This window comes from Microbulbifer maximicatervae (SeqCode) (assembly GCF_052467505.1).
This window is the reverse complement of the sequence record NZ_CP174313.1, coordinates 3,424,297-3,449,319: the sequence shown is the minus strand read 5'-3', so window position 1 is coordinate 3,449,319 and position 25,023 is coordinate 3,424,297. Positions and strand designations below refer to the sequence as shown.

Here is a 25,023-nt window from a genome sequence, read left to right as displayed (position 1 = left end):
ATATGATTTATCTGCAAAAAGGGTGTTGCGTGTCGAGATAAGTTCCCATAGAATCCCGCCTCCATTGACGAGGGTGACTTAACAACTTCGGCAATGAACGGGATAGGGCTGGCGTAGCTCAGTTGGTAGAGCAGCTGACTTGTAATCAGCCGGTCGGGGGTTCGACTCCTCTCGCCAGCTCCATTTTCATCCCGTTGCTGTCAAAATTAGGTTTCGCTGCTAAGTATGTGAAATTTAAAGAAAAATTGTTGACAGCGCAGCGAGATGTGTAGACAATGCACACCGCTTTGAGCAGGGGTTCCCGAGTGGCCAAAGGGATCAGACTGTAAATCTGACGCGAAAGCTTCGGTGGTTCGAATCCACCCCCCTGCACCATATTACATCTTAGGGTGTTGCGCGAAATCGAAGGGTTTCGCATGGAGGTCCCGAAAGCGGGCATAGTTCAATGGTAGAACCTCAGCCTTCCAAGCTGATGATGCGGGTTCGATCCCCGCTGCCCGCTCCAAGTTTTGGGGTTGGTTGGAATGCTCTCCAGGGTGCAACATTTTAAGATGCCGTTATCGGTAAGATTTTAGCTCATGTAGCTCAGGGGTAGAGCACACCCTTGGTAAGGGTGAGGTCGGCGGTTCAAATCCGCCCATGAGCTCCATTTTATATGACCGCAAGGGTGAAAGCTCTTGCGGTTGTTTGTGTCCGGGGTCGGATTTTCCGGGTCGGATGTGCATGTTCTGGACGTGGGTGGTGCCGTTATCGGCTCGCCTATATATAGGAGGCTGCAATGGCAAAAGAAAAGTTTGAACGTTCCAAGCCCCACGTGAACGTGGGCACCATCGGTCACGTTGACCACGGTAAAACCACCCTGACCGCTGCTCTGACCCGCGTATGTGCGGAAGTTTGGGGTGGTGACGCTGTTGCTTTCGACGGTATCGACAATGCACCGGAAGAGCGTGAGCGCGGTATCACCATCGCTACTTCTCACGTTGAGTACGAGTCCCCGACTCGCCACTACGCTCACGTAGATTGCCCGGGACACGCCGACTACGTTAAGAACATGATCACCGGTGCTGCTCAGATGGACGGCGCTATCCTGGTATGTTCCGCAGCTGACGGCCCCATGCCTCAGACTCGTGAGCACATCCTGCTTTCCCGTCAGGTAGGTGTACCTTACATCGTTGTATTCCTGAACAAAGCGGACATGGTAGACGACGAAGAGCTGCTCGAGCTGGTAGAAATGGAGGTTCGCGAACTTCTGGACCAGTACGAGTTCCCAGGTGACGACACTCCAATCATCGTTGGTTCCGCTCTGATGGCCCTGAACGGCGAAGACGACAACGAAATGGGTACTACCGCTGTTAAGAAGCTGGTAGAGACTCTGGACGAGTACATCCCTGAGCCAGAGCGCGCTGTAGATCAGCCGTTCCTGATGCCGATCGAAGACGTATTCTCTATCTCTGGCCGTGGTACTGTTGTAACTGGTCGTGTAGAGCGCGGTGTGATCAACACTGGCGACGAGATCGAAATCGTTGGTATCAAAGAAACCACTACTACTACCTGTACTGGTGTTGAAATGTTCCGCAAGCTGCTCGACGAAGGTCGTGCTGGTGAGAACATCGGCGCACTGCTGCGCGGCACCAAGCGTGACGAAGTGGAGCGTGGTCAGGTACTGGCTAAACCGGGCTCCATCACTCCGCACACCAAGTTCGAAGCGGAAGTGTATGTACTGTCCAAGGACGAAGGTGGTCGTCACACCCCGTTCTTCAAAGGCTACCGTCCTCAGTTCTACTTCCGTACTACCGACGTAACTGGTGCGGTAGAGCTGCCGGAAGGTACTGAAATGGTAATGCCGGGCGACAACATTCAAATGGTTGTTACCCTGATCGCTCCGATCGCCATGGAAGACGGCCTGCGCTTCGCTATCCGCGAAGGTGGTCGTACCGTAGGTGCGGGCGTTGTTGCTAAGATCATTGAGTAATCTTTGATTTCTGCATCACAATATTCTATGTGGTGCACCAGGTGGGAGAGTTCCTGTAGCTCTCTCATCTTTGAGTGCGAAAGTGCTCACACTGTACAGGCCAGTAGTTCAATTGGTAGAGCACCGGTCTCCAAAACCGGGTGTTGGGGGTTCGAGTCCCTCCTGGCCTGCCATTTTTAATCACTCCGCTTAGATAAGCTTAGGGGTGTCGCAAAACCCTACTTGTCAGTGGGGCTTTTGTGTTTATGAGCGCTAAAAGATTATCTATAGTGCGCTAAGGGCTTCTTATATGAATGCTAAAACAGAAGCGAAAACCTTTCGTCTTGACGGTCTGAAGTGGTTGTTAATAGTGCTGCTGGTGGGCGGTGCTGTTGCAGGCAATTCATATTACGCCGAATTCCCTTTGTTTTACCGAGTGTTGGCAGTAACTGCCATCTGTCTGGTAGCTCTGGTTGTGGCTGTAAATACCGCCAAAGGCAATGCGTTGTGGCAACTGTTGCGCGAAGCGCAAACTGAAGTCAGGCGTGTGGTTTGGCCGACCCGCCAAGAAGCAACCCAGACCACAGCGATTGTGGTTGTTTTCGTGTTGATTATGGCGCTTATCTTGTGGGCGCTTGATTCGGCTCTGGGTTGGGCGGCTTCCAAATTTATCGGCTAAAGGTTGATACATGTCAAAGAATTGGTATGTGGTCCAGGCTTACTCGGGCTATGAGAAGCGTGTCGCCAGCTCCCTGAAAGAGCGCATTGAGCTGAACGAAATGGACCACCTGTTTGGTGAAGTCCTGGTTCCCACGGAAGAAGTGGTTGAAATGCGCGCAGGGCAAAAGCGTAAGAGTGAGCGCAAGTTTTTCCCGGGCTATGTCCTGGTAGAAATGGAATTGAATGACGATACCTGGCACTTGGTGAAAGAAACTCCCCGAGTACTGGGTTTTATCGGCGGTAAGGCGGATAAGCCAGCCCCGATCACTGACCGCGAAGCGCAGGCTATCCTGAATCGCATCGACGATTCCGCCGATAAGCCCAAGCCCAAGACTCTGTTTGAGCCTGGTGAAATGGTTCGAGTTATCGACGGTCCGTTTAATGATTTCAACGGTGTGGTTGAAGAGGTTAACTACGAGAAGAGTCGCTTGCGAGTGGCTGTGTTGATCTTCGGACGTTCCACCCCGGTTGAACTGGAGTTCAGTCAGGTAGAGAAGACCTGATTCCAGTATAAATTTTTTGCCCCCTTTCGCCGTGAGGTGGAAGGGGGTTTTCGCGTCCCCGAAAAATGAGTTTTCATTTCGGGGTTCGGGGAGCTTGCCCTTAAACCTTATGGCTGAGTGGCGGGCGTTAATACCCAACTAGAGGAGAGCTGTAATGGCTAAGAAAGTAGAAGCTTATATCAAGCTGCAAGTTAAGGCCGGTCAGGCCAACCCGAGTCCGCCCGTTGGTCCCGCACTGGGTCAGCACGGTGTGAACATCATGGAATTCTGTAAGGCGTTCAACGCCCAGACCCAGAGCCTCGAGCCAGGTCTGCCAGTTCCAGTTGTAATCTCTGTATACAACGACCGCTCTTTCACCTTCATCATGAAGTCGCCGCCCGCCGCTGTACTGCTGCGCAAGGCTGCCAAGATCAAGAGCGGTTCCGGTCGTCCGAACACTGAGAAAGTGGGTAAAGTAACCCGCGCTCAGCTGGAAGAGATCGTAGAAATGAAGAAAGCAGACCTGACTGCATCCGACTTGGACGCGGCCGTGCGCACTATCGCCGGTTCCGCTCGCAGCGCCGGTATCGAAGTGGAGGGTCTCTAAGTGGCTAAATTGAGCAAGCGTCAGCGCGTAATCGCTGAAAAAGTTGAAGCTGGTAAAGCTTACGGCATGGAAGAAGCCGTAGCTCTGTTGAAGGAGCTGTCCAACGTTAAGTTTGCAGAAACTGTAGACGCTTCTGTAAACCTGGGCATCGACCCACGTAAATCCGACCAGGCTGTTCGCGGTGCAACTACTCTGCCGCACGGTACTGGTAAAGAAGTTCGCGTAGCTGTTTTCACCCAGGGTGCTAACGCTGACGCCGCTAAAGAAGCGGGCGCTGACTTGATCGGTATGGACGAGCTGGCTGCCGACGTTAAAGCAGGCAAGATGGACTTCGACGTAGTAATCGCTTCCCCCGATGCGATGCGCGTTGTAGGTCAACTGGGTCAAATCCTCGGCCCGCGCGGCCTGATGCCGAACCCGAAGACTGGCACCGTAACTCCAGACGTTGCTACTGCGGTTAAAAATGCCAAAGCTGGTCAGGTGCGTTTCCGCGCTGACAAAGGCGGCATTATCCACGGTGGTATCGGTAAAGTGGCTTTCGATGCGAACTCTCTGAAAGAGAACCTGGAAGCTCTGGTTGCCGACCTGAAGAAAGCCAAGCCGGCTTCTGCAAAAGGTGTATATCTGAAGAAGATCACCCTGAGCACCACTATGGGCCCGGGTCTGGTTATCGATCAGTCTTCCCTGAATATCTAAATATCACTGCGGGGTGTGATCACCTCTCAGTAAATCGAACTTTGGGGTCCACCTGAATGCTTCGGCAGAAGGTGGGCCGTCAAAGACCGTAGGTGTCAGGTGCGTTGAGGTTTAACGTGCCTGGCTTAATCCGAACTTCGGCCAGGTTGGCCATTGCGAGGTTCGAGCCTACGCAGACGGTGTCGCCCAAACCAGTATTTTTACTGGATTTGAGCTTTATGCACCGGAACGGATCGGACGTTTAAGTCCGGTTTTTTTCAAATCCAGGAGTGACACTATGGCTATTGGACTCGAAGACAAGAAAGCGATTGTCGCAGATGTCCAGCAAGCTGCTGAAGGTGCTCTGTCTGCGGTTGTTGCGGATTCCCGCGGCGTAACCGTGAATGACATGACCACTCTGCGCAAAGAGGCTCGCGAGAACGGCGTTTGGTTGAAAGTCGTCCGCAACACTCTGGCGCGTCGCGCTCTGGCAGGTACCGAATACGAATGTCTGACTGACAAATTCGTAGGTCCTAGCATCATTGCATTCTCTAACGAACACCCAGGTGCCGGCGCGCGCATCCTGAGCCAGTTCGCTAAAGGCAATGACAAGCTGGAACTGAAAGGTGCTGCCTTCGAAGGCGCGATCACCGACGTCGCATTGTTGGCAAGCCTGCCGACTTACGACGAGGCGATCGCCAAGCTGATGAGCGTGTTGAAAGAAGCATCTGCTGGCAAGCTGGTTCGCACTATTGCGGCCGTTCGCGACCAAAAAGAGCAGGAAGCTGCGTAATTTTTTCGCTAGAGCGAATCGCAGTTTCAAAACGAAATACGAGCAGCTACTGCTCAAACCAATTCAGGTACTGAATCATGTCTCTGACTAAAGAAGATATCATCAATGCTGTTGCCGAAATGTCCGTTAAGGATGTTGTTGAGCTGATCGAAGCAATGGAAGAGAAATTCGGCGTAACTGCTGCTGCAGCAGTTGTTGCTGGCCCGGCTGGTGGCGAAGCTGCCGCTGAAGAGAAAGACTCTTTCGACGTAATCCTGACCTCCCCAGGCGACAAGAAAGTGAACGTGATCAAAGTTGTTCGCGGCATCACTGGCCTGGGCTTGAAAGAAGCTAAAGGTCTGGTAGACGGCGCTCCGAGCCCGCTGAAAGAAGGCGTAAGCAAAGACGAAGCTGAAGCAGCTAAGAAAGAGCTGGAAGAAGCTGGCGCAGTTGTAGAACTGAAGTAATTCGGTTCTTGCGTCTCCCGCTAGCTGTCGCGTAAAGCGGCGGGTAGCGGTAAGGCTGGTGGACTTTTGTCCGCCGGCCTTTTTGCCGTTTGCGGTACTGAGGTTTTTACCGGTGCCGGCGGAATTGAAAAACCGTGGCAAACCTCATTTAACCATAGCGCAGTAGCGCTACCCAAAAGCAAGCGGAGAGGTTTCTGGCCAGTGCAGGCAAGTTGCATTGACCAGAGGCTTCTCGCCCGGAGGGGCTCTGGACTGGAGTCCCACGAAGTCTTGTCACTGATCAAGCTGGGGAATTTGAATGGCTTACTCATATACTGAGAAAAAACGTATCCGCAAGGATTTTGGCAAACTGCCTAAGGTCATGGATGTGCCCTTTCTGCTTGCGATACAGCTCGATTCTTATCGCAACTTTACACAGGCCGACAAGCGCCCCGACGACCGTATGGACGTTGGCCTGCAAGCGGCGTTTAAATCTGTATTTCCGATTGTCAGCTATTCCGGCAATGCCGCCCTGGAGTACGTAAGTTATACGCTGGGTAAGCCCGCTTTTGACGTTAAGGAATGTACCCTGCGCGGCGTAACCTATGCATGTCCGCTGCGCGTGCGTGTGCGTCTGATTATTTACGATAAAGAATCTGCGAATAAGTCCATTAAGGACATTAAAGAGCAGGAAGTTTACATGGGCGAGATTCCGCTCATGACCGACAACGGTACCTTCGTAATCAATGGTACCGAGCGCGTTATCGTATCCCAGCTGCACCGTTCCCCGGGTGTATTCTTCGATCACGACAAAGGCAAGACTCACTCTTCCGGTAAGCTGTTGTACGCCGCGCGTGTCATCCCCTACCGTGGCTCATGGCTGGACTTCGAGTTCGATCCGAAAGACCTGGTATTCGTTCGTATCGATCGTCGCCGTAAATTGCCAGCGACTATTCTGCTGCGCGCCCTGGGTTACACCTCCCAGGAAATGCTGGAAATGTTCTTCGAGACCAGCACCTTTGAGTTGTTGGAAGACCGTGTCAGCCTGGAGCTGATTCCATCCCGCCTGCGCGGTGATGTTGCTTCCTTTGACATCAAAGATGGTCAGGGCAAGGTGATTGTCGAAGAGGGTCGCCGTATTACCCCGCGTCATATCCGCCAGTTGGAAAAGGCCGGCGTAGAAAAGCTGGAAGCACCGCTTGAGTACCTGTTTGGCCGTGTACTGGCGAACGACATCATCGATGAGTCCACCGGTGAGATCGCGATCGACTGTAATACCGAGATTACTGATGAAGTAATCGCCAAGCTGCGTGTACTGAACGTTAAGAGTTTCCAAACCCTGTACACCAACGATCTGGATCGCGGTCCGTTTATCTCCGACACCCTGCGTGCAGAGCCGTCTCGCACTGTGTTGGAAGCGCTGGTAGAGATCTACCGTATGATGCGCCCGGGCGAACCGCCCACCAAGGAGTCCGCAGAAGCGCTGTTCGAGAACTTGTTCTTTACCGACGAGCGTTACGACCTGTCCGCTGTTGGCCGCATGAAGTTCAACCGCCGCCTGGGTCGCGAAGATGAGACTGGCCCCGGCACTCTGAGCAAAGAAGATATCGTCGAAGTTCTGAAGACTCTGATCGATATCCGCAACGGTCAGGGCATGGTCGACGATATCGATCACCTGGGTAACCGTCGCGTGCGTTCCGTAGGCGAAATGGCTGAAAACCAGTTCCGCGTTGGCCTGGTACGTGTAGAGCGCGCTGTTAAAGAGCGCCTGTCCATGGCGGAGTCCGAAGGCCTGATGCCTCAGGACCTGATCAATGCCAAGCCGGTTGCCGCTGCCGTGAAGGAATTCTTCGGTTCCTCGCAGCTGTCCCAGTTTATGGACCAGAACAACCCGCTGTCGGAAGTGACTCACAAGCGTCGTGTTTCCGCCCTCGGCCCGGGTGGTTTGACCCGTGAGCGCGCTGGCTTTGAGGTGCGCGACGTGCACCCGACTCACTACGGCCGCGTATGTCCGATTGAGACGCCGGAAGGGCCGAACATCGGTCTGATTAACTCCCTGGCTACTTACGCCCGCGCCAACCATTACGGTTTCCTCGAGAGCGCCTACCGCAAAGTGGTCGATGGCAAGGTAACTGATGAAATTGCGTACCTGTCCGCGATCAATGAAGCCAACTTCATTATTGCCCAGGCGTCTGCGGAAGTAGATGACAACGGTAACTTTGTTGATGACCTGATCAGCGTGCGTCACCAGGGCGAATTTACCCTGAAAGCACCGGGCGAAATCCAGTATATGGATGTTTCCGCCAAGCAGGTGGTTTCCGTAGCTGCGGCGATGATTCCATTCCTCGAGCACGATGACGCCAACCGTGCATTGATGGGATCGAACATGCAACGTCAGGCGGTACCGACCCTGCGCGCTGAAAAGCCGCTGGTGGGCACCGGTATGGAGCGCACTGTAGCGCGCGACTCCGGCGTGTGTGTGGTTGCTAAGCGCGGCGGCATTATTGAGCGCGTTGATTCCAGCCGTGTGGTTGTTCGCGTGGCCGACGCTGAGGTGGAAGCCGGTGATGCAGGTGTGGATATCTACAACCTGACCAAATACATCCGCTCCAACCAGAATACCTGTATCAACCAGCGCCCGATCGTTAATACCGGCGATCGTGTAGTCCGTGGCGATATCCTTGCCGATGGTCCCTCTGTAGACCTGGGTGAGCTGGCTCTGGGCCAGAATATGCGTATCGCATTTATGCCCTGGAATGGTTACAACTTTGAGGACTCCATCCTCATCAGTGAGCGCGTTGTACAGGAAGACCGCTTCACCACCATCCACATTCAGGAGCTGACCTGTATTGCCCGTGATACCAAGCTGGGCAGTGAGGAAATTACTGCGGATATCCCCAATGTTGGCGAATCTGCCCTGAATAAGCTGGACGAGTCCGGCATCGTATACATCGGCGCAGAAGTAGGCGCTGGCGATATCCTGGTAGGTAAGGTCACTCCGAAGGGCGAAGCCCAGCTGACTCCGGAAGAAAAACTGCTGCGCGCAATCTTCGGGGAGAAAGCTTCCGATGTTAAAGACACCTCCCTGCGCGCGCCCAGTGGCACTCGCGGTACGGTGATCGACGTGCAGGTATTTACCCGTGACGGCCTGCAGAAAGACCAGCGCTCCCTCGATATCGAGAAGTCACAGCTGGACGAGGTCCGCAAGGATCTGAACGAGGAATATCGCATTGTAGAAGGTGCGACCTTCGAGCGTCTGCAACAAGCTCTGCTGGGCCAAAAGGCCGCCGGTGGTAAGGGCGTTAAGAAGGGCGATGAGATGACCGCTGAAGTCCTCGCCGCCCTGCCGCGCGAAGACTGGTTCAAGCTGCGTATGGAAGACGACAGCCTGAACGATCAGCTGGAAAAAGCGGAAGCTCAGCTGAAAGAGCGTCGCAAGCTGCTCGACGAAGCCTTCGAAGACAAGAAGAAGAAACTGGAGTCCGGCGATGACCTGGCTCCGGGCGTGCTGAAAATCGTCAAGGTTTACCTGGCGATCAAACGCCGCATCCAGCCGGGCGACAAGATGGCCGGTCGTCACGGTAACAAAGGTGTTATCTCCGTAATCAAGCCCGTTGAGGACATGCCATATGACCAAAACGGTGAGCCGGTAGATATCGTCCTGAACCCGCTGGGCGTTCCCTCGCGGATGAACGTTGGTCAGGTTCTGGAAATGCACTTGGGCATGGCCGCTAAAGGCCTCGGCGTTAAAGTCGACAAGATGATCAAGGAGCAGCAGGAAATCGCCAAGGTGCGCGGATTCCTGGAAGAGGTCTACAACTCCACTGGCGGACGCAAGGAAGAACTCGACGAGTTCTCCGATGAGGAAGTCATGACCATGGCGCAAAACCTGCGTCGCGGTGTACCTATGGCGACCCCGGTATTTGACGGTGCCGATGAAAGTGAGATCAAGCAGCTGCTGCGTCTTGCCGATATCCCGGACTCCGGTCAGATCACCCTGCACGACGGCCGTACCGGCGATGCTTTCGAGCGTCCGGTAACTGTGGGCTACATGTACATGCTGAAGCTGAACCACTTGGTAGACGACAAAATGCACGCGCGTTCTACCGGTTCCTACAGCCTGGTAACCCAGCAGCCGCTGGGCGGTAAAGCCCAGTTCGGTGGTCAGCGTTTCGGGGAGATGGAAGTGTGGGCGCTGGAAGCTTACGGCGCAGCATACACCCTGCAGGAAATGCTTACGGTTAAATCCGATGACGTGGAAGGCCGTACCAAGATGTACAAGAACATCGTGGACTCCGACCACCGCATGGAGCCGGGCATGCCGGAATCCTTCAACGTACTGGTTAAGGAAATCCGCTCTCTCGGTATGAACTTCGAGCTTGAGCACGAGTAAATCCGAACCCGTACCGAAGCCTGTTGGCAGGTGAAATGAGACAAGTGCCAGCGCCCCTCGAAGCAGTGGGGCAGCTGGCTAGCCCGGCGGCTAGTGCGAGTGCCGGGTTGACTACCCCCTAGTGGAGGAAAGGCCTTGAAAGATTTATTAAATCTGGTGAAGTCCCAGGAGCAGCTGGAAGAGTTTGATGCGATTCGTATCGGTCTGGCATCACCGGACATGATTCGCTCCTGGTCCTACGGCGAAGTGAAAAAGCCGGAGACCATCAACTACCGTACCTTCAAGCCTGAGCGTGAAGGCTTGTTCTGTGCCAAGATCTTTGGCCCGGTAAAAGACTACGAGTGCCTGTGCGGTAAGTACAAGCGCATGAAGCACCGCGGCATTATCTGTGAGAAGTGTGGCGTTGAAGTGACCAAGGCCAAGGTTCGCCGTGAGCGCATGGGTCACATCGAGCTGGCCAGCCCGGTTGCACACATCTGGTTCCTGAAGTCCCTGCCGTCCCGTATCGGCCTGCTGCTGGACATGACCCTGCGCGATATCGAGCGCGTGCTGTACTTCGAATCTTACGTGGTTACCGAGCCGGGTATGACCACCCTGGAGCGCGGCCAGCTGCTGAATGACGAGCAGTACTTTGAGGCGATGGAAGAGTTCGCCGACGAGTTTGAAGCGAAGATGGGTGCCGAGGCGATCCAGGAGCTGATGGCGGACATCGAGCTGCCAGCGGAAATCCAGCGCCTGCGTGAAGAGATCCCTGCGACCAACTCCGAAACCAAGATCAAGAAACTGTCCAAGCGCCTGAAGCTGCTGGAAGCCTTCTACAAGTCCGGCAACAACCCGGAGTGGATGGTGATGAAGGCTCTGCCGGTTCTGCCGCCGGATCTGCGTCCGCTGGTACCGCTGGATGGCGGCCGTTTCGCGACCTCCGATCTGAACGACCTCTACCGTCGTGTGATCAACCGTAACAACCGTCTGAAGCGTCTGCTTGAGCTGAACGCGCCAGACATTATCGTGCGCAACGAAAAGCGCATGCTGCAGGAATCTGTTGACGCACTGCTGGATAACGGCCGTCGTGGTCGCGCCATCACCGGCTCCAACAAGCGCCCGCTGAAGTCCCTGGCTGACATGATTAAAGGTAAGCAGGGTCGTTTCCGTCAGAACCTGCTGGGTAAGCGTGTTGACTACTCCGGTCGTTCCGTGATCGTGGTAGGTCCGACCCTGCGTCTGCACCAGTGTGGTCTGCCCAAGAAGATGGCACTGGAACTGTTTAAGCCGTTTATCTTTGGCAAGCTGGAATCCCGTGGCCTGGCCACTACGATCAAAGCTGCCAAGAAGATGGTTGAGCGCGAGGAAGCTGTCGTTTGGGATATCCTCGACGAAGTGATCCGCGAGCACCCGGTACTGCTTAACCGTGCACCGACCCTTCACCGTCTGGGTATCCAGGCGTTTGAACCGGTACTGATTGAAGGTAAGGCAATCCAGCTGCACCCGCTGGTTTGTGCGGCCTATAACGCCGACTTCGACGGTGACCAGATGGCGGTACACGTACCGTTGACGATCGAAGCGCAGCTGGAATCCCGCGCGCTGATGATGTCCACCAACAACATCCTGTCGCCTGCCAACGGTGAGCCGATTATCGTACCGTCCCAGGACGTGGTACTGGGTCTGTACTGGATGACCCGCGAGCGCGTTAACGATAAAGGCGAAGGCATGTTCTTCTCCGACATCAAAGAGGTGAGCCGCGCTTTCTACGCCAAGCAGGTTGGTCTGCAAGCGAAGATCAAAGTACGTATCCGCGAAAATATCGTCGGCGAAGACGGTGAGAAGCACGAGACTATCTCCATTCAGGACACCACTGTAGGCCGCGCGCTGCTGTGGAACATCGTGCCGGAAGGCCTGCCGTTTGCGCACGTCAACCAGCCGATGAAGAAAAAGGCGATCTCTCGCGCCCTGAACGAGTGCTACCGTAAGGTAGGCCTGAAGGCGACGGTTATTTTTGCCGACCAGCTGATGTACACCGGTTTCGATTTCTCTACCAAGTCCGGTTCCTCCATTGGTGTGAACGACTTTGAGATTCCAGCTGAGAAAGCTGAGCTGATCGATGCCGCTGAAGCGGAAGTGAAAGAGATTGAAAGCCAGTTTGCTTCCGGCCTGGTAACCCAGGGTGAGAAGTACAACAAGGTTATCGACGTTTGGTCCCGCACCAACGACAAGGTAACCCAGGCGATGATGGCCGGTATCAAGAAAGAGAAGGTGATCGACCGCGAGGGCAACGAGACCAAGCAGGACTCCTTCAACTCCGTATATATGTACGCAGACTCCGGTGCTCGTGGTTCTGAAGCTCAGATCCGTCAGCTCGCTGGTATGCGTGGTCTGATGGCCCGTCCGGATGGCTCCATTATCGAAAACGCCATTACGGCAAACTTCCGTGAAGGTCTGACTGTACAGCAGTACTTCATCTCGACCCACGGTGCTCGTAAAGGTCTTGCGGATACCGCACTGAAAACCGCTAACTCCGGTTACCTGACCCGTCGTCTGGTTGACGTGGCCCAGGACGTGGTAATTACCGAGCTGGATTGTGGCACCGACGACGGTCTGACCATGGCGCCGGTAATCGAGGGCGGTGACGTTATCGAATCTCTCGGTGACCGTATCCTCGGCCGTGTAGTGGCCCGCGATGTACTGAAACCGGGCAGTGATGAAATCGCCGTTTCTGCCGGCACTATGATCGACGAGAAGTGGGTAGAGCGCATCGAAGCCATGGGCATCGATGAGGTTCTGGTTCGCTCCCCGATCACCTGTGAGACTGCACACGGTATCTGTGCCCAGTGTTACGGCCGCGACCTGGCCCGTGGCCACCGCGCCAACCCGGGTGAGTCTGTGGGCGTTGTTGCCGCACAGTCCATCGGTGAGCCGGGCACCCAGCTGACCATGCGTACCTTCCACATCGGTGGTGCTGCAAGCCGTGCCTCCGCTGCGGACAGCATCCAGGTGAAGCAGGGCGGTACCGTACGTCTGCACAATGTTAAGACGGTTAAAACCGAAGTCGGCACTCTGGTAGCCGTGTCCCGTTCCGGTGAGCTGGCGATTGCCGACAGCGCCGGTCGCGAGCGCGAGCGCTACAAGCTGCCTTACGGTGCTGTGATCAGCGTCTATGAAGGTGCTGAGGTAGATGGTGGCCAGATCGTGGCCAAGTGGGACCCGCACACCCACCCGATCATCACCGAGGTTGCCGGTTGGGTGAAACTGTCCGGTATGGAAGAAGGGCTCTCCATCCGCAAGCAGACCGACGATATCACTGGTTTGTCTTCTATCGAGATTATCGATCCGGCCGAGCGCCCGGCAGCGGGTAAAGATCTGCGCCCAGCGGTAACCCTGCTGGATGAGAACGGCGAAGAGCTGACTCTGGCTAACAGTAATGCGCCTGCGCACTACGCCTTGCCGCCGCGTGCAATCCTCAGCCTGGCTGAAGGTAAGCAGGTGAACGTGGGTGACGTAATTGCACGTATTCCGCAGGAATCCGGCGGTACCAAGGATATCACCGGTGGTCTGCCCCGCGTTGCCGACCTGTTTGAAGCGCGTAAGCCGAAAGAGCCGTCCATTCTGGCGGAAATCTCCGGTACCGTTTCCTTCGGTAAGGAGACCAAAGGCAAGGTTCGTCTGCAGATTACTCCGCGCGACGGCAAGCCGCTGGCCAATGGTAAGGACCACTACGAGGTTCTGATTCCAAAGCATCGCCAGCTGACCGTGTTCGAAGGTGAAACCGTAGAGAAGGGTGAGGTTATCTCCGATGGCCCGTCCAACCCGCACGATATTCTGCGCCTGAAAGGTGTTGAAGAGCTGGCTCGCTACATCACCAACGAGATCCAGGAGGTTTACCGCCTCCAGGGTGTAGGTATTAACGATAAGCACATCGAAACCATCGTGCGTCAGATGCTGCGTAAAGTTGAAGTCACCGAGATGGGTGATTCCAGCTTGATTAAGGGCGACCAGGTTGAATACCAGCGCGTGATCGAAGAGAACGAACAGCTGCGTGCCGAGAACAAGCAGCCCGCTCAGTTCGAGCGCCTGCTGCTGGGTATTACCAAAGCGTCCCTGGCAACTGAATCCTTCCTGTCAGCGGCTTCGTTCCAGGAAACCACACGCGTTCTGACCGAAGCGGCGGTAACTGGTAAGGAAGACAACCTGCGCGGTTTGAAAGAGAACGTGGTTGTGGGTCGCCTGATCCCGGCTGGTACCGGTCTGGCTTACCACAGCGAGCGCAAGCGCAAACGCAGCCTGCAGTTGGAAGAGGCCTTCGGTGAAGGACCTTCCGCAGCTGAGGTTGAAGCAGCTCTGACTGAGGCTCTGAAGTCCTCAGGCGAATAAGGCGTATCCCACTCTATCTGTTGGTGGAGTGGGGTAGGTTGGGGCACTTAGGTGCCCGATCTGATATTGGCGACTGTCTGTGATGTAAGCACTTACTTCCGTCGCCGATTGACTAGGCGGGTTGTCGCTTATAGAATGCGGCCCCCGCTTATGTGGGGTGTTCCGTTTGATCCCAGGATCGGACGATACACACAGACGATAGGCCCTCACTGTTAGAGGTGGGGGCATTTTATTTTTGGAGTGATTTTTAATGGCAACGATCAACCAGTTGGTTCGTAAGCCGAGAAAACGCAAAGTTGAAAAAAGCGACGTTCCTGCTCTGCAGGCTAGCCCGCAGCGTCGCGGAGTTTGCACTCGTGTGTACACCACTACACCGAAGAAGCCGAACTCTGCACTGCGTAAGGTTTGCCGTGTGCGTCTGACCAGCGGTTACGAAGTAACTTCGTACATCGGTGGTGAAGGCCACAACCTGCAAGAGCACAGCGTGGTACTGATTCGCGGCGGTCGTGTAAAAGACCTGCCGGGTGTGCGCTACCACACTGTACGCGGTGCACTTGACTGTGCCGGCGTAAACGATCGCAAGCAGGGCCGTTCTAAGTACGGCGCCAAGCGTCCTAAAGGTTAATCACCTTTAACGATTTGCGTTTCGGTTTCCAACCGGAGTAAGGCTGAGCTCGCCGGATTGTAATGTTTTACGGCGGCGTCTCAGAATAACCCTGAAGAGAGGCAATACCCATGCCGAGAAGACGAGTAGTCGCCAAGCGCGAAGTGCTACCGGACCCCAAGTTCGGGAACGTCACCCTGGCCAAGTTCATGAACCACGTCATGATCAGCGGCAAGAAGTCAGTTGCAGAGCGTATCGTATACGGTGCACTTGAAACTATTTCTGAAAAATTGAACAAAGATCCGATCGAAGTATTCGAGGAGTCTTTGGAAAATATCGCGCCTATGGTGGAAGTAAAGTCCCGCCGTGTTGGTGGTGCGACGTATCAGGTGCCTGTAGAAGTGCGCCCCTCGCGTCGTACGGCTCTGGCAATGCGTTGGTTGGTGGAGTTCTCCCGTAAGCGCGGTGAGAAATCTATGGCTCAGCGTCTGGCCAACGAAATGATCGATGCAGCCCAAAACAAGGGTGGCGCGGTCAAGAAGCGTGAAGATGTACACCGCATGGCAGAAGCCAACAAGGCATTCTCTCACTACCGCTTCTAAGTCTGATGAATACCAACATCGGAAATTAATACCGAAAGGCAGCACGGAAAATTCCAGGCTGCCTTTTGCCGTTATATCGAGGATACAACTGTGGCACGTAAAACGCCCATCGCACGTTACCGTAACATCGGTATCTGTGCCCACGTAGACGCCGGTAAAACCACTACTACCGAGCGCGTACTTTTCTACACTGGTCTATCCCACAAAATTGGTGAAGTACACGAAGGTGCTGCCACCATGGACTGGATGGAGCAGGAGCAGGAGCGTGGTATCACCATTACTTCTGCTGCAACTACCTGTTTCTGGTCTGGCATGCAGCAGCAGTTCGACCAGCACCGCGTAAACATCATCGATACCCCAGGACACGTTGACTTCACTATTGAAGTTGAGCGCTCCCTGCGCGTACTCGACGGTGCTGTTGTTGTACTGTGTGGCTCCTCTGGTGTTCAGCCTCAGACTGAAACCGTATGGCGCCAGGCGAACAAATACGAAGTACCGCGCATGGTATTCGTAAACAAAATGGACCGCGCCGGTGCGAACTACCGCAACGTTGTGAGCCAGCTGAAAGACCGCTTGAACGCGAATGCTGTACCTCTGCAGATGACCATCGGCTCTGAGGACGAGTTCAAGGGTGTTGTTGACCTGGTGAAGATGAAGGCCATTCTGTGGAATGAAGCCGACCAGGGCATGACTTTCGACTACGCTGACATCCCCGCTGAGCTGCAGGACGAGTGCGACGAAATGCGCGAGTACCTGGTAGAGGCGGCCGCTGAAGCCAGCGAAGAGTTGATGGAAAAATACCTGGAAGAAGGTGAGCTGTCCGAAGAAGAAATCAAGGCAGCTATCCGTCAGCGTACCCTGGCCAACGAAATTGTACCGGTTCTGGGCGGTTCTGCGTTCAAGAACAAGGGTGTACAGGCTGTACTGGACGCAGTTATCGAATACCTGCCAGCGCCGACTGAAGTTAAGGCGATCGAAGGTACTCTGGAAGATGGCGAAACTGTTGAGAGCCGCGAAGCTGACGACAATGCGCCGTTCGCTGCACTGGCGTTCAAAATTGCTACCGATCCCTTCGTTGGTACCCTGACTTTCTTCCGTGTTTACTCCGGTAAGCTGGAGAGCGGTACTGCGGTATACAACTCCGTAAAAATGAAGAAAGAGCGTGTCGGTCGTATGGTGCAGATGCACTCCAACGATCGTCAGGAAATTAAAGAAGTACTGGCTGGTGACATCGCTGCTGCGATTGGTCTGAAAGACGTAACCACTGGTGACACCCTGTGTGCCGAAGACAACAAGATTGTTCTGGAGCGTATGGAGTTTCCCGAGCCGGTAATTTCTGTTGCGGTTGAGCCCAAGTCCAAGCCGGACCAGGAAAAAATGGGTATTGCCCTCGGCAAACTGGCCCAGGAAGATCCGTCCTTCCGCGTGAAGACTGACGAGGAAACCGGTCAGACCATTATCTCCGGTATGGGTGAATTGCACCTGGATATCATCGTTGACCGCATGAAGCGTGAGTTCAACGTTGAAGCGAACATCGGTAAGCCTCAGGTTGCCTACCGTGAAACTATCCGCAACACCTCTGAGATCGAAGGTAAGTTCGTTCGTCAGTCCGGTGGTCGCGGTCAGTACGGTCACGTATGGGTGAAGTTTGAGCCTGCCGAAGACGAGTCTCAGGAAGGTCTGGAATTCGTTAACGAAATCGTGGGCGGTGCGGTACCGAAGGAATACATTCCTGCGGTACAGAAAGGTATCGAAGAGCAGATGAAGAACGGTGTTCTGGCTGGCTATCCGCTGCTGGGCCTGAAGGCGACTCTGTACGACGGTTCCTTCCACGATGTGGACTCCAATGAAATGGCGTTTAAGATCGCCGGTTCTATGGCGACCAAGAAGCTGTCCAGTCAGGGCGGTGCGGTGCTGCTCGAGCCGATGATGAAGGTGGAAGTGGTAACTCCGGAAGAGAACATGGGTGATGTGGTTGGTGACCTCAACCGTCGCCGTGGTCTCATCCAGGGTATGGAAGACAACCCCTCCGGTAAGGTTGTCAATGCGGAAGTACCTCTGGCAGAAATGTTCGGTTACGCAACCGACCTGCGTTCTGCTACTCAGGGCCGTGCTACCTACACCATGGAATTCCTGAAGTACGCCGAAGCGCCGAAAAATGTTGCCGATGAGATCATCGCCAAGACTAAGGCCTAATTAACTTCTGCTTAAAGGGGGCCGGGCCAACAGCTGGGGCCCCTTTGGCAAACTTTTAGCTAGAGGACATCTAAAGATGGCAAAAGAAAAGTTTGAACGTTCCAAGCCCCACGTGAACGTGGGCACCATCGGTCACGTTGACCACGGTAAAACCACCCTGACCGCTGCTCTGACCCGCGTATGTGCGGAAGTTTGGGGCGGTGACGCTGTTGCTTTCGACGGTATCGACAATGCACCGGAAGAGCGTGAGCGCGGTATCACCATCGCTACTTCTCACGTTGAGTACGAGTCCCCGACTCGCCACTACGCTCACGTAGATTGCCCGGGACACGCCGACTACGTTAAGAACATGATCACCGGTGCTGCTCAGATGGACGGCGCTATCCTGGTATGTTCCGCAGCTGACGGCCCCATGCCGCAGACTCGTGAGCACATCCTGCTTTCCCGTCAGGTAGGTGTACCTTACATCGTTGTATTCCTGAACAAAGCGGACATGGTAGACGACGAAGAGCTGCTCGAGCTGGTAGAAATGGAAGTTCGCGAACTTCTGGACCAGTACGAGTTCCCAGGTGACGACACTCCGATCATCGTTGGTTCCGCTCTGATGGCCCTGAACGGCGAAGACGACAACGAAATGGGTACTACCGCTGTTAAGAAGCTGGTAGAGACTCTGGACGAGTACATCCCTGAGCCAGAGCGCGCTGTAGATCAGCCGTTCCTGATGCCGATCGAAGACGTATTCTCTATCTCTGGCCGTGGTACTGTTGTAACTGGTCGTGTAGAGCGCGGTGTGATCAACACTGGCGACGAGATCGAAATCGTTGGTATCAAAGAAACCACTACTACTACCTGTACTGGTGTTGAAATGTTCCGCAAGCTGCTCGACGAAGGTCGTGCTGGTGAGAACATCGGCGCACTGCTGCGCGGCACCAAGCGTGACGAAGTAGAGCGTGGTCAGGTACTGGCTAAGCCGGGCTCCATCACTCCGCACACCAAGTTCGAAGCGGAAGTGTATGTACTGTCCAAGGACGAAGGTGGTCGTCACACCCCGTTCTTCAAAGGCTACCGTCCTCAGTTCTACTTCCGTACTACCGACGTAACTGGTGCGGTAGAGCTGCCGGAAGGTACTGAAATGGTAATGCCGGGCGACAACATTCAAATGGTTGTTACCCTGATCGCTCCAATCGCCATGGAAGACGGCCTGCGCTTCGCTATCCGCGAAGGTGGTCGTACCGTAGGTGCGGGCGTTGTTGCCAAGATCATCGAGTAATAGTTACTCCTGATCTAAATAAAAAGCCGCAGCGGACGCGCTGCGGCTTTTTTTGTGCCCGATAATTGCCTACTTGCACCAGCTGGTGTTGTTTGGTGCTGCGAGCATCACCCCTCTCTGTTAGGGGCTCAATATTGAATCCTTTCCGGCATATCTGCGGCCGCTAATATTTGCTTTTAATCTAGCGAGCTTATGGCCAATCCCGGCTTAAATCACAGCTTCTGCTGCCCGCAAACAGCTTGGTGAATTGAGGGCCGCTCATCTCGACCAGCTCTTCGTGGTCACCGGCCTCAAAGTAAATGGTTTCACGGTGTCCAAGACTGGTGTCTAGCAGGGTGGTAATTCCGTAAGCCTGGCCTAGGGCGGGCAGGGCGCCCAGTTCACAGTCTGGGAATATGGCGCCGAGCTCGGTTTCCGAGACCATTTGCAGTGAGTTTCGCCCTGTCTCATTGTGAAGAGAGCGCATGTCGAGGCTGCTGCTGGCTGGGATCACAGCCATTACGTAACCCTCTATATCCTGAAGCAAAATCGCTTTTGCCACCTGATCCTCTCGCACATGGGCGGCGCGGGCGCTTTCCCGGCTGGTGCGAGTGTGCGGGTGCTGAATCAGATGGTAATCGACCGATTGGTCATTTAAATATTGACTCAGTGTTGCGGCGATAGTCATTGTGGATACCTCGTTCCGCTTGGAGTACTCAATTGTAGTTTCGGCAGATTGAAATTTGATCAGCCTGTACAGTTGACAGCCTGCTGCGCTCCCCGTAGAATTCGCGCTCCTTTTCGCCCGCCCTCGGGGCTGCGTAAGAGGACGTTCTTTAGTTAATAATTGGAGTTTGATTCCATGCAGGGTCAACGTATCCGTATTCGCCTGAAGGCCTTCGATCACAAGCTGATCGATGCGTCCACTCAGGAGATCGTAGAGACGGCTAAGCGCACTGGCGCACAAGTTCGCGGTCCTATCCCGCTGCCGACTCGCAAAGAGAAGTACACCGTACTGATTTCCCCGCACGTTAATAAAGACGCTCGCGATCAGTATGAGATCCGTACTCACAAGCGTTTGCTGGACATCGTTGAGCCTACCGAGAAAACCGTCGACGCGCTGATGAAGCTCGATCTGGCGGCCGGTGTTGAGGTCCAAATTAGTCTCGGCTAACACTTTTACTAACTACCGAATCCCGGGCGAAAACGGTCCGGGTAGTGTAACGCTCTGAAATTGGGCGGCCGCAGTGGGTTAAAGCCCCGTGCACTGAGAGGTTAAAAAAGATGACTATAGGTATTGTCGGCCGCAAGAGCGGCATGACTCGCATCTTCACTGAAGATGGCGTATCCATTCCGGTAACCGTTGTTGAGGTTGCTCCGAATCGCGTCACCCAAGTGAAAACTCAGGAAACTGACGGTTACAGCGCTGTTCAAGTAGCAGTAGGCAGCCGCAAAGCTTCCCGTGTCTCCAAGCCCGCAGCGGGCCACTTCGCCAAAGCCAATGTAGAGGCTGGCACAAATCTTTTCGAACTGCGCACTGACGGTTCCGAAGAGACTTTCGAAATCGGTTCTGAAATTACTGTTTCCAGCTTCGAAGCTGGCCAGATGATCGACGTAACCGGCACTTCCAAAGGTAAAGGCTTCCAGGGCGGCGTTAAGCGTTGGAATTTCCGCACCCAGGACGCAACCCACGGTAACTCCCTGTCTCACCGCGCACCCGGTTCTATCGGTCAATGTCAGACTCCTGGCCGCGTATGGAAAGGCAAGAAGATGGCCGGACATATGGGTGCTGAGCGCGTAACCGTGCAAAATCTGGAAGTGGTTCGTGTCGATGCCGAACGCAACCTGCTGTTGGTTAAAGGCGCTGTACCCGGTGCGCCCGGTGGCAACGTTATCGTTCGTCCGGCAGTTAAAGCCTAAGTCTGAGGGGAAATAGATATGGAACTGAATATCGCTACTCCCGAAGGCGCTAAAGGCACAGTAGCTGTCTCTGAAGTGACTTTCGGACGTGAGTTCAACCAAGATCTGGTACACCAGGCAGTTGTGGCCTACATGGCCGGCGCTCGCCAGGGTACCAAGGCGCAGAAAAATCGTTCCGATGTTTCTGGTGGTGGTAAGAAGCCATGGCGCCAAAAAGGTACTGGCCGCGCACGTGCCGGTACTATCCGCAGCCCGCTGTGGCGTTCCGGTGGCGTAACTTTCGCTGCTGATCCACGCGATCATAGCGTTAAGCTGAACAAAAAAATGTACCGCGCTGCACTGCGTTGCATTCTGTCTGAGCTGGCTCGTCAGGAGCGCCTGGTAGTGGTTGAGTCCTTTGATGTGGACGCACCCAAGACCAAGCAGCTGGTAAGCAAACTGGCTCAGTTTGACCTGTCCGATGCGCTGATCGTGACTGAAGAGGTTAGCGAAAACCTCTACCTGGCCGCACGCAACTTGCACAAGATCGACGTCCGCGATGTACAGGCGATCGATCCAGTAAGCCTGATTCGCTTTGATAAGGTCGTGGTTACCGTTTCTGCGCTCAAGAAAATTGAAGAGGTGCTGGGATGAACCAAGAGCGACTCTACAAAGTACTGCTGGGCCCGGTAATTTCCGAAAAAGCTGCTGGACTGGCCGATAGCGCCAACCAGGTAGTTTTCAAGGTTACCACCGACGCCGAAAAAGCTGAGATCAAGGCTGCGGTTGAGAAGCTGTTTAACGTTTCCGTTGAGCAGGTTCGCACCGTGAACGTAAAGGGCAAAACCAAGCGCACTCGCAATGGCATGGGCCAGCGCAGCGATTGGAAAAAAGCCTACGTTCGCCTGGCTGAGGGCAGCGACATCAATTTTGAAGCTGCTGAGTAAAGGGGACCGTTACAATGGCAATTGTAAAAACAAAACCGACCTCCGCCGGCCGTCGTCACCTGGTTAAGGTTGTTAACACCGACCTGCACAAGGGTGCTCCTTACGCTCCTCTGTTGGAGAGCAAGAGCAAAAGTGGTGGCCGTAACAACAATGGTCGTATCACTACCCGTCACATCGGTGGTGGCCACAAGCAGCACTACCGTGTAATCGACTTCAAGCGCAACAAAGACGGTATTCCGGCTAAAGTTGAGCGTCTGGAGTACGATCCCAACCGCAGCGCACACATCGCTCTGGTGTGTTACGCCGACGGTGAGCGTCGTTACATTATCGCACCGAAAGGCCTGAAAGCAGGTGCCACCATTCAGTCCGGCGATGCCGCACCGATTGTTGTGGGTAACACTCTGCCTCTGCGCAACGTTCCGGTAGGTTCTGTAATCCACGCGATCGAGCTGAAGCCAGGCAAAGGCGCTCAGCTGGCCCGTTCTGCTGGTGCCTCTGTGCAGCTGGTAGCTCGTGAAGGTCAGTACGCGACCATTCGTCTGCGTTCCGGCGAAATGCGCAAGGTTCTCGCTGAGTGCCGCGCAACCCTGGGTGAAGTGAGCAACTCCGAGCACAGCCTGCGCAAGCTGGGTAAAGCTGGTGCTGCACGCTGGCGTGGTGTTCGTCCTACCGTTCGCGGTGTGGCGATGAACCCGGTAGATCACCCGCACGGTGGTGGTGAAGGCCGTACCTCTGGTGGTCGTCATCCGGTTACTCCGTGGGGCGTTCCGACCAAGGGTAAGAAAACGCGCAAGAACAAGCGCACCGATAAGATGATAGTACGTCGTCGCGGCAAGTAAGCCGCGCGATGTCTGAGCAGCTAGAGAGGAATCGACAGTGCCACGCTCATTAAAGAAAGGTCCCTTTATTGATCTGCATTTGATCAAGAAGGTGGAGGCAGCGATTGCAGCAAACGATCGTCGGCCGATTAAAACCTGGTCCCGCCGTTCCATGATTATGCCGGAAATGGTTGGACTGACGATTGCCGTGCACAACGGTCGTCAACACGTGCCCGTTTTGGTTAACGAAGAAATGGTTGGCCATAAACTGGGCGAGTTCGCTGCTACCCGCACTTACCGCGGTCATGCTGCGGACAAGAAAGCGAAGAAGCGCTAAGCCGAGGTTATAAAGATGGAAGTAGCAGCAAAATTACGCGGCGCACGTCTATCGGCGCAAAAGGCGCGACTGGTAGCTGATCAGGTTCGCGGCAAAGGCGTTGAAGAGGCCCTGGATATACTGGCTTTCAGTACTAAAAAGGGTGCGGCGATCATTAAGAAAGTACTGGAGTCGGCCATTGCCAACGCTGAGCACAACGAAGGTGCTGACGTTGACGAGCTGAAGGTTTCCACAATTTTTGTGGACGAAGGTATGACCATGAAGCGCATTAAGCCGCGTGCTAAAGGTCGTGCTGATCGCATTCTTAAGCGTACTTGTCACATCACTGTGAAAGTGGCCGAGAAATAAGAGAGCAGGCGAGAAAACCATGGGACAAAAAGTACATCCTACCGGCATTCGTCTGGGTATCGTTAAAAAGCATACCTCTGTTTGGTATGCCGGCAGCGACGAGTACGCAGACAAGCTGTACACGGATCTGAAAGTTCGCGAATACATTCGCAAAAAACTGGCCCACGCTTCTGTGAGCCGTATCGAGATCGAACGTCCGGCAAACACTGCGCGTGTGAAGATTCACACTGCACGTCCGGGCATCGTGATCGGTAAAAAAGGTGAAGACGTAGAACGTCTGCGCAAAGAAGTAAGCGCGCAGATGGGCGTACCTGTGCACATCGACATCGAAGAAGTGCGCAAGCCTGATATGGACGCGGCTCTGGTTGGCCAGAACGTTGCCCAGCAGCTGGAACGCCGTGTTATGTTCCGTCGCGCTATGAAGCGTGCCGTACAGAACGCTATGCGTCAGGGTGCCGAAGGTATCAAGATTCAAGTAAGTGGCCGTCTTGGCGGTGCAGAAATCGCGCGTACCGAATGGTATCGCGAAGGCCGTGTGCCCCTGCACACCCTGCGCGCCAACATCGACTACGCCAATGTTGAAGCGAAGACTACTTACGGCATCATCGGTATCAAGGTGTGGATCTTTAAAGGCGAGGTAATCGGTGACGAAGTGCCCGATGAGAAGCCGGTAAAGAGCCGCAAAAAAGCTGCTAAATAAGGGGTACGCAAATGCTGCAACCAAAGCGTACAAAATTCCGCAAGGTACAGAAGGGTCGCAACCGCGGTCTTGCTCAGCGCGGCTCTAAAGTGAGCTTTGGCGAGTTTGGCCTTAAGGCTACCGGTCGTGGACGCATTACTGCGCGCCAGATCGAAGCGGCTCGTCGCGCAATGACTCGTCACATTAAACGTGGCGGTAAAATCTGGATTCGTGTGTTTCCAGACAAGCCAATTACCAATAAGCCCCTCGAAGTTCGAATGGGTAAAGGTAAAGGTGGCGTTGAATACTGGGTAGCTCAGATCCAGCCGGGCAAGGTCCTCTATGAGATGGAGGGTGTGTCCGAGGAGCTGGCTCGTGAGGCTTTCGCACTAGCTGCGGCCAAGCTGCCTGTAAAAACAACTTTCGTTAAGCGTTCGGTGATGTAATGAAGACTGCAGATCTACGCGAAAAGTCAGTTGAAGAGCTGAACCAGGAACTGCTGAACCAGCTCGAAGCTCAATTTAAGCTTCGTATGCAAAAATCCACCGGTCAACTGGCTCAGACTCATCTGCTGAAGCAGACTCGTCGCGACATTGCTCGCATAAAGACTGTGTTGACCGAGAAGGCAGGTAATTAATCATGGCTGAAGCAAAACTGAAGCGTACTCTGACCGGCAAGGTTGTGAGTGACAAGATGGATAAAACCATCACCGTTTTGATCGAGCGCCGTGTTAAGCACCCGATCTACGGCAAAATTGTAAACAAGTCCACAAAGCTCAAGGCACATGATGAGAACAATGATTGCAGCATCGGTGATGTTGTAACCATCGAGGAATCTCGTCCTCTGTCCAAGAGCAAATCTTGGGCTTTACAGAAAATTGTAGAGCGTGCGGCGAAGGTATAACCCCTAGCGCATTGACTGCCGAATTGAAAG

General features: G+C 54.4%; 25 protein-coding genes and 5 tRNA genes. 29 read left to right on the top strand and 1 reads right to left on the bottom strand.

What is annotated here, in order from left to right:
* The first annotated feature begins 107 nt into the window (after positions 1–107).
* The 18 genes from ACJJIN_RS15330 to tuf (ACJJIN_RS15245) all read left to right on the top strand — a co-directional run bounded on the left by ACJJIN_RS15330 (position 108) and on the right by tuf (ACJJIN_RS15245) (position 19,083).
* A tRNA-Thr gene (locus ACJJIN_RS15330) sits at positions 108–183 on the top strand.
* A 108-nt stretch (positions 184–291) separates the two neighbouring features.
* Positions 292–375 (top strand) — tRNA-Tyr (locus tag ACJJIN_RS15325).
* Positions 376–431: 56 nt separating this feature from the next.
* Positions 432–505, top strand: a tRNA-Gly gene (locus ACJJIN_RS15320).
* A 69-nt stretch (positions 506–574) separates the two neighbouring features.
* Positions 575–649: transfer RNA gene (locus tag ACJJIN_RS15315), tRNA-Thr, on the top strand.
* Between the two features lie 129 nt (positions 650–778).
* Positions 779–1,972 carry an elongation factor Tu gene (gene tuf / locus ACJJIN_RS15310; RefSeq protein ID WP_108731642.1) on the top strand — a complete coding sequence of 398 codons (1,194 nt, stop codon included), beginning with the start codon at positions 779–781 and terminating at the stop codon, positions 1,970–1,972.
* 97 nt (positions 1,973–2,069) lie between these two features.
* Positions 2,070–2,145, top strand: a tRNA-Trp gene (locus tag ACJJIN_RS15305).
* Between the two features lie 116 nt (positions 2,146–2,261).
* Positions 2,262–2,630 (top strand): preprotein translocase subunit SecE, encoded by a 369-nt coding sequence (gene secE / locus ACJJIN_RS15300; protein ID WP_108731643.1) that lies wholly within the window; start codon positions 2,262–2,264, stop codon positions 2,628–2,630.
* A 10-nt stretch (positions 2,631–2,640) separates the two neighbouring features.
* Entirely contained in the window at positions 2,641–3,174 is a 534-nt protein-coding gene (nusG, locus tag ACJJIN_RS15295) for a transcription termination/antitermination protein NusG (RefSeq protein WP_108731644.1), read from the top strand.
* Positions 3,175–3,328: 154 nt separating this feature from the next.
* Positions 3,329–3,760, top strand: a complete 432-nt coding sequence (gene rplK / locus ACJJIN_RS15290; protein WP_108731645.1) for a 50S ribosomal protein L11 — start codon at positions 3,329–3,331, stop codon at positions 3,758–3,760.
* Positions 3,761–4,456 (top strand): 50S ribosomal protein L1, encoded by a 696-nt coding sequence (gene rplA / locus ACJJIN_RS15285; RefSeq protein WP_444895283.1) that lies wholly within the window; start codon positions 3,761–3,763, stop codon positions 4,454–4,456. It abuts the gene before it with no gap.
* 277 nt (positions 4,457–4,733) lie between these two features.
* Positions 4,734–5,228: a 50S ribosomal protein L10 gene (rplJ, locus tag ACJJIN_RS15280; RefSeq protein ID WP_282934404.1), complete on the top strand. Its 495-nt coding sequence runs from the start codon at positions 4,734–4,736 to the stop codon at positions 5,226–5,228.
* Between the two features lie 77 nt (positions 5,229–5,305).
* On the top strand, positions 5,306–5,674 hold the full coding sequence (gene rplL / locus ACJJIN_RS15275; protein WP_282934403.1) for a 50S ribosomal protein L7/L12: 369 nt from the start codon (positions 5,306–5,308) through the stop codon (positions 5,672–5,674).
* Between the two features lie 298 nt (positions 5,675–5,972).
* A complete protein-coding gene (gene rpoB / locus ACJJIN_RS15270) occupies positions 5,973–10,046 on the top strand; it encodes a DNA-directed RNA polymerase subunit beta (RefSeq protein WP_444892716.1) in 4,074 nt (1,357 codons plus the stop codon).
* A 135-nt stretch (positions 10,047–10,181) separates the two neighbouring features.
* Positions 10,182–14,411, top strand: coding sequence for a DNA-directed RNA polymerase subunit beta' (gene rpoC / locus ACJJIN_RS15265; protein WP_282934401.1), 4,230 nt, complete (start codon positions 10,182–10,184; stop codon positions 14,409–14,411).
* Positions 14,412–14,661: 250 nt separating this feature from the next.
* Positions 14,662–15,036: a 30S ribosomal protein S12 gene (gene rpsL, locus ACJJIN_RS15260; RefSeq protein WP_108731651.1), complete on the top strand. Its 375-nt coding sequence runs from the start codon at positions 14,662–14,664 to the stop codon at positions 15,034–15,036.
* Positions 15,037–15,146: 110 nt separating this feature from the next.
* A complete protein-coding gene (gene rpsG, locus ACJJIN_RS15255) occupies positions 15,147–15,617 on the top strand; it encodes a 30S ribosomal protein S7 (protein ID WP_152451131.1) in 471 nt (156 codons plus the stop codon).
* Between the two features lie 90 nt (positions 15,618–15,707).
* Entirely contained in the window at positions 15,708–17,813 is a 2,106-nt protein-coding gene (fusA, locus tag ACJJIN_RS15250) for an elongation factor G (protein WP_444892717.1), read from the top strand.
* 76 nt (positions 17,814–17,889) lie between these two features.
* A complete protein-coding gene (tuf, locus tag ACJJIN_RS15245; RefSeq protein ID WP_108731642.1) occupies positions 17,890–19,083 on the top strand; it encodes an elongation factor Tu in 1,194 nt (397 codons plus the stop codon).
* A gap of 190 nt (positions 19,084–19,273) precedes the next feature.
* On the opposite strand, the gene ACJJIN_RS15240 is transcribed toward tuf (ACJJIN_RS15245), so the two are convergent.
* Positions 19,274–19,750 carry an aminoacyl-tRNA deacylase gene (locus ACJJIN_RS15240; protein WP_282934399.1) on the bottom strand — a complete coding sequence of 159 codons (477 nt, stop codon included), beginning with the start codon at positions 19,748–19,750 and terminating at the stop codon, positions 19,274–19,276.
* 174 nt (positions 19,751–19,924) lie between these two features.
* On the opposite strand from ACJJIN_RS15240, the gene rpsJ reads away from it, so the two are divergent.
* From rpsJ to rpsQ, 11 genes are all read left to right on the top strand, one after another.
* Complete coding sequence (rpsJ, locus tag ACJJIN_RS15235) at positions 19,925–20,236, top strand: 30S ribosomal protein S10 (protein ID WP_010133849.1); 312 nt, start codon at positions 19,925–19,927, stop codon at positions 20,234–20,236.
* A 110-nt stretch (positions 20,237–20,346) separates the two neighbouring features.
* The gene (gene rplC, locus ACJJIN_RS15230) at positions 20,347–20,982 is read left to right on the top strand and encodes a 50S ribosomal protein L3 (RefSeq protein ID WP_108731654.1); all 636 of its coding nucleotides are present in this window, start codon (positions 20,347–20,349) and stop codon (positions 20,980–20,982) included.
* Positions 20,983–21,000: 18 nt separating this feature from the next.
* Positions 21,001–21,615: a 50S ribosomal protein L4 gene (gene rplD / locus ACJJIN_RS15225; protein ID WP_020411385.1), complete on the top strand. Its 615-nt coding sequence runs from the start codon at positions 21,001–21,003 to the stop codon at positions 21,613–21,615.
* Entirely contained in the window at positions 21,612–21,908 is a 297-nt protein-coding gene (rplW, locus tag ACJJIN_RS15220; RefSeq protein WP_282934398.1) for a 50S ribosomal protein L23, read from the top strand. The genes rplD and rplW overlap by 4 nt, the downstream gene beginning before the upstream one ends.
* 14 nt (positions 21,909–21,922) lie before the next feature.
* Complete coding sequence (gene rplB / locus ACJJIN_RS15215) at positions 21,923–22,747, top strand: 50S ribosomal protein L2 (RefSeq protein ID WP_108731657.1); 825 nt, start codon at positions 21,923–21,925, stop codon at positions 22,745–22,747.
* Between the two features lie 37 nt (positions 22,748–22,784).
* On the top strand, positions 22,785–23,063 hold the full coding sequence (rpsS, locus tag ACJJIN_RS15210) for a 30S ribosomal protein S19 (RefSeq protein ID WP_069946924.1): 279 nt from the start codon (positions 22,785–22,787) through the stop codon (positions 23,061–23,063).
* 15 nt (positions 23,064–23,078) lie between these two features.
* Entirely contained in the window at positions 23,079–23,411 is a 333-nt protein-coding gene (gene rplV / locus ACJJIN_RS15205; RefSeq protein ID WP_282934397.1) for a 50S ribosomal protein L22, read from the top strand.
* 19 nt (positions 23,412–23,430) lie between these two features.
* Positions 23,431–24,111, top strand: a complete 681-nt coding sequence (gene rpsC, locus ACJJIN_RS15200; RefSeq protein WP_282934396.1) for a 30S ribosomal protein S3 — start codon at positions 23,431–23,433, stop codon at positions 24,109–24,111.
* Between the two features lie 11 nt (positions 24,112–24,122).
* Entirely contained in the window at positions 24,123–24,536 is a 414-nt protein-coding gene (rplP, locus tag ACJJIN_RS15195) for a 50S ribosomal protein L16 (RefSeq protein WP_282934395.1), read from the top strand.
* Positions 24,536–24,727 (top strand): 50S ribosomal protein L29, encoded by a 192-nt coding sequence (rpmC, locus tag ACJJIN_RS15190; RefSeq protein ID WP_020411392.1) that lies wholly within the window; start codon positions 24,536–24,538, stop codon positions 24,725–24,727. Before rplP ends, rpmC begins: the two co-directional genes overlap by 1 nt.
* A gap of 2 nt (positions 24,728–24,729) precedes the next feature.
* Positions 24,730–24,993 (top strand): 30S ribosomal protein S17, encoded by a 264-nt coding sequence (rpsQ, locus tag ACJJIN_RS15185; RefSeq protein ID WP_108731660.1) that lies wholly within the window; start codon positions 24,730–24,732, stop codon positions 24,991–24,993.
* The last annotated feature ends 30 nt before the right edge of the window (positions 24,994–25,023 follow it).

Bases quoted from the DNA above. Each gene is read 5' to 3' on its own strand.
- tuf (WP_108731642.1), top strand. From the start codon at position 779: ATGGCAAAAGAAAAGTTTGAACGTTCCAAGCCCCACGTGAACGTGGGC.
- secE (WP_108731643.1), top strand. From the start codon at position 2,262: ATGAATGCTAAAACAGAAGCGAAAACCTTTCGTCTTGACGGTCTGAAG.
- nusG (WP_108731644.1), top strand. From the start codon at position 2,641: ATGTCAAAGAATTGGTATGTGGTCCAGGCTTACTCGGGCTATGAGAAG.
- rplK (WP_108731645.1), top strand. From the start codon at position 3,329: ATGGCTAAGAAAGTAGAAGCTTATATCAAGCTGCAAGTTAAGGCCGGT.
- rplJ (WP_282934404.1), top strand. From the start codon at position 4,734: ATGGCTATTGGACTCGAAGACAAGAAAGCGATTGTCGCAGATGTCCAG.
- rplL (WP_282934403.1), top strand. From the start codon at position 5,306: ATGTCTCTGACTAAAGAAGATATCATCAATGCTGTTGCCGAAATGTCC.
- rpoB (WP_444892716.1), top strand. From the start codon at position 5,973: ATGGCTTACTCATATACTGAGAAAAAACGTATCCGCAAGGATTTTGGC.
- rpsL (WP_108731651.1), top strand. From the start codon at position 14,662: ATGGCAACGATCAACCAGTTGGTTCGTAAGCCGAGAAAACGCAAAGTT.
- rpsG (WP_152451131.1), top strand. From the start codon at position 15,147: ATGCCGAGAAGACGAGTAGTCGCCAAGCGCGAAGTGCTACCGGACCCC.
- tuf (WP_108731642.1), top strand. From the start codon at position 17,890: ATGGCAAAAGAAAAGTTTGAACGTTCCAAGCCCCACGTGAACGTGGGC.
- ACJJIN_RS15240 (WP_282934399.1), bottom strand. From the start codon at position 19,750: ATGACTATCGCCGCAACACTGAGTCAATATTTAAATGACCAATCGGTC.
- rpsJ (WP_010133849.1), top strand. From the start codon at position 19,925: ATGCAGGGTCAACGTATCCGTATTCGCCTGAAGGCCTTCGATCACAAG.
- rplC (WP_108731654.1), top strand. From the start codon at position 20,347: ATGACTATAGGTATTGTCGGCCGCAAGAGCGGCATGACTCGCATCTTC.
- rplD (WP_020411385.1), top strand. From the start codon at position 21,001: ATGGAACTGAATATCGCTACTCCCGAAGGCGCTAAAGGCACAGTAGCT.
- rplW (WP_282934398.1), top strand. From the start codon at position 21,612: ATGAACCAAGAGCGACTCTACAAAGTACTGCTGGGCCCGGTAATTTCC.
- rplB (WP_108731657.1), top strand. From the start codon at position 21,923: ATGGCAATTGTAAAAACAAAACCGACCTCCGCCGGCCGTCGTCACCTG.
- rplV (WP_282934397.1), top strand. From the start codon at position 23,079: ATGGAAGTAGCAGCAAAATTACGCGGCGCACGTCTATCGGCGCAAAAG.
- rpsC (WP_282934396.1), top strand. From the start codon at position 23,431: ATGGGACAAAAAGTACATCCTACCGGCATTCGTCTGGGTATCGTTAAA.
- rplP (WP_282934395.1), top strand. From the start codon at position 24,123: ATGCTGCAACCAAAGCGTACAAAATTCCGCAAGGTACAGAAGGGTCGC.
- rpmC (WP_020411392.1), top strand. From the start codon at position 24,536: ATGAAGACTGCAGATCTACGCGAAAAGTCAGTTGAAGAGCTGAACCAG.
- rpsQ (WP_108731660.1), top strand. From the start codon at position 24,730: ATGGCTGAAGCAAAACTGAAGCGTACTCTGACCGGCAAGGTTGTGAGT.